The organism is Methyloceanibacter sp. (genome assembly GCF_035650995.1).
In the GTDB taxonomy this organism is placed as follows: Bacteria; Pseudomonadota; Alphaproteobacteria; order Rhizobiales; family Methyloligellaceae; genus Methyloceanibacter.
In genome coordinates this window covers 46,014-54,014 of record NZ_DASRGO010000206.1, presented here as the reverse complement: position 1 = coordinate 54,014, position 8,001 = coordinate 46,014, and the positions used below count along the sequence as shown (strand labels likewise).

Sequence of the window (8,001 nt, the reverse complement as noted above, 5' to 3'; positions counted from 1 at the left end):
ACGATCGGAAGGCCACCATGTCTATCAACCTCAGGGTTCCTGATCTCACAGAACTCAAGCCGCGCATCACCGTATTCGGTGTCGGCGGCGCCGGCGGCAACGCCGTCAACAACATGATCGAATGCGGCCTCAAGGGCGTTGAGTTCGTGGTCGCCAACACGGACGCGCAAGCCCTGGCGAGCTCGACCGCCGAGCGCCGCATCCAGATGGGGGCGAACGTCACCGAGGGGCTCGGTGCCGGCTCGAAGCCCGAGGTGGGCGCCGCTGCGGCCGAGGAGGCCATGGCCGACATCAAGGCTCATCTCGTCGGCTGCCACATGGTGTTCATCACCGCCGGCATGGGCGGCGGCACCGGAACGGGAGCGGCCCCTGTGATCGCGCGCGCCGCGCGCGAGGAGGGCATCCTCACCGTCGGCGTCGTCACCAAGCCGTTCCAATTCGAGGGCGCCCGCCGTCTACGCGCCGCCGAGGCGGGCATCGAGGAATTGCAGAAATACGTCGATACGCTGCTCATCATCCCGAACCAGAACCTGTTCAGGGTGGCGAACGAGAAGACGACCTTCACCGACGCCTTCGGCATGGCCGACGACGTGCTCCGGGCCGGCGTGGCCTGCATCACCGATCTCATGGTGAAAGAGGGCCTCATCAATCTCGACTTCGCCGACGTCCGTACCATCATGGCCGGCAGGGGCAAGGCGATGATGGGCACGGGCGAATCGAGCGGCGATCGCCGTGCTCTTGAGGCCGCCGAGGCCGCCATCTCGAACCCGCTGCTCGACGATGTGTGCATGAAGGGGGCGAGCGGCCTGCTCGTCTCCATCACCGGCGGCAACGATCTCACCCTTTACGAGGTCGATGAGGCGGCGAGCCGCATCCGCGCCGAGGCCGATCCCGACGCCAACATCATCGTCGGCGCAACCTTCGACGACGAACTCGACGGCTCGATCCGCGTGTCGGTGGTGGCGACCGGCATCGGGCTCGCTCCCCAGATTCGGGTGCAGCCGCAAGCCATGCAGGCTCCGGCTCCCGCCATGCCTGATCGCGGCAGATTGAGCGAACGGCTTGCTGGCCTGAGCGCCATGCCGCCTCAGGCTCGGACCGATCTCGACGAGGCGAGCCTTGTGCTTGGCCCGAACGAGATGGTGAAGGAGCCCCAAGTTTGGCGCGCTCCCGGCAACGTGACGATCGAGAAGCGTCCCATGCAGATGCAGGGGGCGCCGCTGCCGATGGGCGCGGCTAAACCCCAAGCGCCGGCGCCGCAACGGAGCTTCCAGCCGGCACCCCCGGCCATGATCCGCCGCCCGGTGCGACGCATGCCGGCCGTGGAGGAGCTTCCCGTCGTCGCTCAGAACGAGATCAAGGCGCAGGCGGGGCAGGCGCCGCAGCTCGGCCTTGCCGCGCAGAAGCGGCGGGTGGGGTTCCTCGAGCGGCTTGCTGGTGTCGGCCGGTCGAAGAAGGAGCCTGACGCCGAGATGGCCCCGGTGAAGCGCGAGCCCGAATTTGGCCAGCAGTGGCAGGCGGAGAAGCCGAGACTCCAGCCGCGGCTGCAGGCGGAGCCCGAGGCCGATTTTGAGCCCGATCTCGATGACGAGGTTCAGCCTCAAGGCCAGGCCGTGACGGGGCCGCGCATCGAACGTCCGCGCGCCGCTCCGGTGCCGCTCGCCCCGAAACGGGTCGAGCCGCAGCCGCGCCTGGCAAAGGCTGAAACCGCGGCGAATCCCGCCGAATCAAAGGGAGACGACGACCTCGAGATTCCGGCTTTTCTCCGCCGGCGAGCCAATTAACGGGAGATCGCATCGTTAACCAAAACGCGCGACCGCCGACTCGCGATTGGTGAAAGACTAACAAAATCAAATGACTAAGAAGAGGGGTAGGCGGTAATACAGTGAAAGAAACCGTGATTTGTCGCCCTCTGGCCCCAGCGTTAAGGTTCCTTGCAGGTTGATCGGCGGAACCAAAGAGGCACACGCCAAGGACTGACGACGTCCGGTTCCAAGTGCCAGGGACGCTGATCGATGGGGGGCTCGGGGGTCTCCTCGAGCTAGGGAACTCAAAAAGACGGCGCGGGGGCCGACGGGGGCTATGAAGGGTTTCATAGGGGCACGGCAAACAACACTTGCCGGCGAGATTTCACTAACCGGCACCGGAGTCCACAGCGGAGCGCCAGTTTCCATCACGCTCTGTCCCGCCGACGGGGACACCGGAATCCGCTTCCACCTTTCCAACGGCGATGCCGAAGGCACTGAGATCGCTGCCGATCAGCGCTCCGTGACGGGTGTAACGCTCTGTACCGTGCTTGGCGACGGCAACGGCGCCTCGATTGCGACGGTCGAGCATCTGCTCGCGGCGCTACGCGGCCTCGGCGTCGACAACGCCCTGATCGAGATCGACAGCAACGAAGTGCCGATCATGGACGGGAGCGCCGCACGCTTCGTCGAGGCGATCGACGAGGTCGGCCTTGCCGAACTCGACTGCCCGCGCCGCTTCCTTAAGGTGCTGAAGCCGGTACGCGTGGAGGAGAACGGCGCCTTCGGCGAGCTCCGGCCCTATAACGGCTTCCATCTCGACGTCGAGATCGATTTTGACACCACGCTGATCGGCACCCAACGGATCGAGATCGAGGTCAATCCCGGCTCCTTCCGCCGCGAACTGTCGCGGGCCAGAACCTTCGGCTTCATGAAGGATGTCGAGCGGCTGTGGGCGGCGGGTCTCGCGCTCGGGGCATCGCTCGACAACACCGTCGCCATCGGCGACGACCGCATCATCAACCGCGAAGGCCTGCGCTATCACGACGAGTTCGTGCGCCATAAGGCACTCGATGCAGTCGGCGACCTCGCGCTGGCGGGCGCTCCCATCCTCGGCGCATTCCACTCTCGCCGCGGCGGCCATCGCCTGAACACGCTCGTGCTCAAGGCTCTGTTCGCCGATGCCGACGCTTGGACCATGATCGAAGCCCCGCGTTACCGCGAGGTTCGTCATGCGGAACTCAGCCACCGCTTGGCCGCCGTCAATTTCGCGGCTGAGCGCAGCTGAGGCCCTTCGCGCTTCTTTTTGGCGGTAGCCCTAAGGCACAAAGCGCGTTTCGCGCCGCGAAGGGTCTTGCCCGCATGTCTCGAGTGGCATGCTCCGCAGTCGGGCCAAAAAACACCATAATCGGCGCGTTGGTTGGCCCTCGGCTGCGCTAGTTTCACGGCGGCTCTGCGCTAGTTTCCGGGAGCGATGATCTCCCGCGCGATCCTATGCGCGAGGGAGCAGATCTTGAGGGGTGGCATGTCCGGTCGGGGAGGGAAGGGGCTCACGCCGAGGCCGATCCGAATCGAGGTACGGGGCCTTGGTCTGCCCGTCGCCCTTCTGGCAATGGCGCTTGCGGCGAACGCGCTTTCGGGCTGCGGCTCTTTTTGGGGCAGCAAGAAGGAGATCGCGGAAGACAACGACCCCCCGGACGTCATCTACGGCAAGGCCGAGGCCATGATCAACAAGGGCTCGTATGCCGATGCCGCCAAGGAATATGAAGAAGTCGATATCAATCACCCCTATTCGCAAGAGGCGCGCCGGGCCATCGTCATGGCCGCCTATGCCTATTACAAGGCGGGCAAATACGACGAGGCGGTCTCCGCCGCCGACCGCTATCTCACGCTGCACCCGGGTACGCAGGAAGCGGACCTCGCCCAGAACATCATCGGCATGTCCTACTACGCCCAGGTGCTTGATCCGACCCGCGACCAGACCTTCGCCCGCAAGTCGCTCTCAGCCTACGAGACGCTGCTTCAGCGCTATCCGGACTCGCGTTATGCCGCGGAAGCTGCCAACCGCGCCCGCATCCTCCGCGACCTCCTGGCGGCAAGCGAGATGACTGTCGGGCGCTATTATCTTCGCCGTAACGAATATCTCGCCGCCATCAATCGCTTCCGCACCGTGGTCACCTCCTACCAGACCACCGAGCAGGTCGAAGAGGCCTTGATGCGTCTGACCGAGGCCTATATGGCGTTAGGTATCGTCAACGAGGCGCAAACGGCGGCTGCCGTGCTCGGCCATAATTTTCCGGAGAGCAAGTGGTACGGCCACGCTTACGATATCCTGCAGCGCTACGGTGTGCAGCCGCAGGAACACGAAGGGTCGTGGATCACTCAGACCTTCAAAGGCAACGCCCCACCGGCCTGATTCTCGCGTCATGCTAGCGGCGCTCTCGATCCGCGACATCGTTCTGATCGACAGGCTCGATCTCGAATTCGGCGAGGGACTGTTCGTGCTGACCGGCGAAACCGGCGCCGGCAAGTCGATCCTGCTCGATGCGCTGTCGCTCGCGCTCGGATCGAGGGGCGACGTTTCGCTGGTGCGGCGCGGCGCAGCGCAAGGTCAGGTCACAGCCATCTTCGAGCTTGAGCCGTCGCATCCCGTGTTTGCGCTTCTCGCCGCGGACGGCATTGATGTCGAGGGACCGCTGATCCTTAGGCGCGTGCAGGGCTCCGATGGAAGAAGTCGAGCCTTCCTCAATGACATGAGCGTGAGTATTCAGCTCTTACGTCAAGTCGGCCGCGCTCTGGTCGAGATCCACGGTCAGCATGACGAGCGCGCCCTGATCGACCCGAGCGGCCATCGCGATCTGGTCGACGCCTTCGGCGGTTTGAGCGGGCAGGCCGCGCGGGTCGGAGAAGCATACGCGGCCTGGCAAGACGCCGAGGCCGCGCTTGAACGCCATACCGCCGAGATCGCCACCTCCCGCGCCAACGCCGACTATATCGCCCATGCGCTCGAGGAGCTCCGGCTGCTCGATCCGAAGCAGGGTGAAGAGGAGGCTTTGGCAACCCGCCGCCAGACGATGATGCACGCCGAGAAAATCGCCGCCGAGCTGGCCGAGGCGCTCGACGCCTTGCAGGGCGAAGGCACCGACGGGGCACGGCTCGCGGCGGCGCTCCGCCGCATCGAGCGTCAGTCCCCGCTCGCGAGCGGGCTGCTTGTTCCGGTGGCTGAGGCGCTTGAGCGCGTTCTGGCCGAGACGAACGCCGCCCGCGCCAAGGTCGAGGAGGCGTTGGCACAAACGGCATTCGAGCCGAGGGAGCTTGAAACCGTCGAGGAGCGCCTGTTCGGCCTGCGTGCCGCCGCCCGCAAGCACAAGGTCCAGGTGGACGACCTGCCAGCGCTCAAGGAACGCCTCGAAGCGGAGCTTGCCGCGCTCGATGTGAGCGAAGGCCGCGCCGCCGCGCTTGCCAAGGCAGCGGCTGCCGCGCGTGAGGCATACGAGACGGTGGCCCTTTCCTTAAGCCAAGCACGCAAAAAGGCTGCGGCAAAGTTGGACGAAGAAGTGACACGCGAGCTTGCCCCGCTAAAGCTCGAAAAAGCATCGTTCATGACCCATATAGACAGCGTGCCTCTTGGCGAAGGGGGGCCGAGCGGGATCGATCGCGTCAGCTTCTTCGTCAGGACCAACCCGGGCACCGAGCCCGGCCCGTTGATGAAGGTGGCTTCAGGCGGGGAACTGGCTCGCGTCATCCTTGCGCTCAAGGTCGTGCTCGCCGCGCGGGGCTCCGCGCCGACGCTCATTTTCGATGAGGCCGATGCCGGGGTCGGCGGGGCGACCGCGGCGGCCGTCGGCGAACGGCTGGCGAAGCTGGCGACGCGGGTCCAGGTGCTTGCCGTCACGCACGCGCCTCAAGTTGCGGCGCTCGCGAGCGGCCACATGCTGATCGCAAAGGAGGTAGTGCGAGGGCCGGAGGGTGAGACCATGGCGACGCGGGTGAGGGCGCTTGAAGGGGCCGAGCGGCGCGAAGAGATCGCCCGCATGCTCGCGGGCCAGACCATCACCGACGAGGCGCGGGCCGCGGCGATGAGACTTATGAACCGCCCGGCGTAACGCGACGATGAGCAAGACCAAGACCAAGGCGAAGGGCATCGAGACGAAACCCGTTTCCGCCCTCGACGAGACGGAGGCGGCTTCCGAGCTTGCGCGGCTCGCCGCCGAGATCGCCCGTCACGACGAACTCTACTACCGCAAGGACGAGCCCGAGATCTCCGACGCCGCCTATGACGGCCTCCGCGCGCGGAACGATGCGATCGAGGCGCGCTTTCCCCACCTCGTCCGCGACGACAGTCCCTCTTTGCGCGTCGGCGCGGCACCGGTCGAGGCCTTCGGCAAGGTCGTCCATCGCGTGCCGATGCTCTCGCTCGCCAACGTGTTCGACGAAGAGGGTCTGCACGACTTTCTCGACCGCATCGCTCGCTTCCTCGGCCTCCAATCGGTCGAGGGTCTCGCTTTCACCGCCGAGCCCAAGATCGACGGGCTGTCGATCACGCTGCGCTACGAGAGAGGCAAGCTGGTGCAGGCCGCCACCAGGGGCGACGGCTATGAAGGGGAAAACGTCACCGCCAATGTCCGCACCATCGCCGACGTGCCCAAGGCGATCAAGGCCAAGGACTTCCCCGATCCGTTCGAGGTGCGCGGCGAGATCTACATGAGCCGCGCCGCCTTCCAGAAGCTGAACGAGGCCCAGGCGCAAGCCGGCGATCGCCTGTTCGCCAATCCGCGCAACGCCGCTGCAGGTTCGCTGCGCCAGCTCGATCCGGCCGTAACTGCCAAGCGTCCTTTGCGTTTCTTCGCCTATGGCTGGGGCGAGGCGGCCGAGCTTCCCGGCGATACCCAATCGGACGTGTATCGTGCGCTGCGCGATTGGGGATTTCCCTTGAACCCGCTCGTCAGGCTCACTCATTCCGTCGATGAGATGCTCGAAACCTACCGCGACATCGAGAGCGGCCGCGCGGGGCTCGACTACGACATCGACGGCATCGTCTACAAGCTCGACCGGCTCGATCTCCAAGAGCGGCTCGGCTTCGTCTCGCGCTCGCCGCGCTATGCCATCGCCCACAAATTCCCGGCCGAGAAGGCCACCACGGTCTTGCGCGACATCGACATCCAGGTCGGCCGCACCGGAGCGCTCACGCCCGTCGCCAAGCTCGATCCCGTCACCGTCGGCGGCGTCGTCGTGCAGAATGCGACGTTGCATAACGAGGATGAGATCGCGCGCAAGGACGTTCGCATCGGCGACACGGTGATCGTGCAGCGGGCGGGCGACGTGATCCCGCAGATTCTCGCCGTGGTTCAGGAGAAGCGGCCTAAGGGCGCGAAACGATTCGTCTTTCCCACCGTCTGTCCCGCCTGCGGCAGCCACGCCTCGCGCGAGATCAATCCCAATACCGGCAAGGAGGATGCGGTCAGGCGCTGCACCGGCGGACTGATCTGCCCGGCGCAGAGGGTCGAGCGGCTCAAGCATTTCGTCTCGCGCAACGGCTTCGACATCGAGGGGCTCGGCGAAAAGCACATCAAGGCCTTCTACGAGGACGGCTTGATCCAGTCTCCGCCGGACATTTTCACGCTTGCCGCGCGCGACAAGCGCGCAAGCTCCAAGCTCGCCGAGCGCGAAGGCTGGGGAGAGACGTCTGCCGCCAAGTTGTTCGCCGCCATCGAGGCGAGGCGCGCGATCAGGCTCGACCGCTTCATCTATTCGCTCGGCATCCGTCATGTCGGCGAGACCACGGCGCGGCTGCTTGCGCGGAACTATGGGACGGCCGAAGCCTTCCTTGCTGCCATGAAGGAGGCGGCCGCCGACCGTGAAGGCGAGGCCTTCGCCGCGCTCGACAATATCGAGCAGATCGGGCCCGCTGTTGCCGCGGCCATCGCCGATTTCTTCGCCGAGCCGCATAATGTCGGCGTGGTCGAGGAGCTGTTGAAAGAGGTGCACCCCGAACCGCTCGAGGCGGTCGACCATGCCTCTCCCGTATCCGGCAAGACGGTCGTCTTCACCGGCACGCTCGAGCGCATGACCCGTTCCGAGGCGAAGGCGAGAGCCGAGCGCCTCGGCGCCAAGGTCGCCGGCTCCGTGTCGAAGAACACCGACTATGTCGTGGCAGGTCCCGGCGCCGGTTCAAAGCTCAAGAATGCCGAGGCTCTAGGCGTCCAAGTCCTCACCGAGGACGAATGGCTCGAGTTGATCGGCGATTGACGGTCTG

The 8,001-nt window shown here is 65.5% G+C and carries 5 protein-coding genes; all 5 read left to right on the top strand.

The features are described 5' to 3' along the window. Positions 1-17: 17 nt before the first annotated feature. The 5 genes from ftsZ (at position 18) to ligA (ending at position 7,994) form a co-directional block, all read left to right on the top strand. The gene (gene ftsZ / locus VFB18_RS15500) at positions 18-1,784 is read left to right on the top strand and encodes a cell division protein FtsZ (protein ID WP_324977353.1); all 1,767 of its coding nucleotides are present in this window, start codon (positions 18-20) and stop codon (positions 1,782-1,784) included. Between the two features lie 298 nt (positions 1,785-2,082). After that, positions 2,083-3,033, top strand: coding sequence for a UDP-3-O-acyl-N-acetylglucosamine deacetylase (gene lpxC / locus VFB18_RS15495; RefSeq protein ID WP_324977348.1), 951 nt, complete (start codon positions 2,083-2,085; stop codon positions 3,031-3,033). A gap of 237 nt (positions 3,034-3,270) precedes the next feature. Continuing rightward, a complete protein-coding gene (locus VFB18_RS15490; RefSeq protein WP_324977345.1) occupies positions 3,271-4,161 on the top strand; it encodes an outer membrane protein assembly factor BamD in 891 nt (296 codons plus the stop codon). Positions 4,162-4,171: 10 nt separating this feature from the next. Next, on the top strand, positions 4,172-5,851 hold the full coding sequence (gene recN / locus VFB18_RS15485) for a DNA repair protein RecN (protein WP_324977342.1): 1,680 nt from the start codon (positions 4,172-4,174) through the stop codon (positions 5,849-5,851). A gap of 7 nt (positions 5,852-5,858) precedes the next feature. Further along, entirely contained in the window at positions 5,859-7,994 is a 2,136-nt protein-coding gene (ligA, locus tag VFB18_RS15480) for an NAD-dependent DNA ligase LigA (RefSeq protein WP_324977340.1), read from the top strand. Positions 7,995-8,001: the final 7 nt, after the last annotated feature.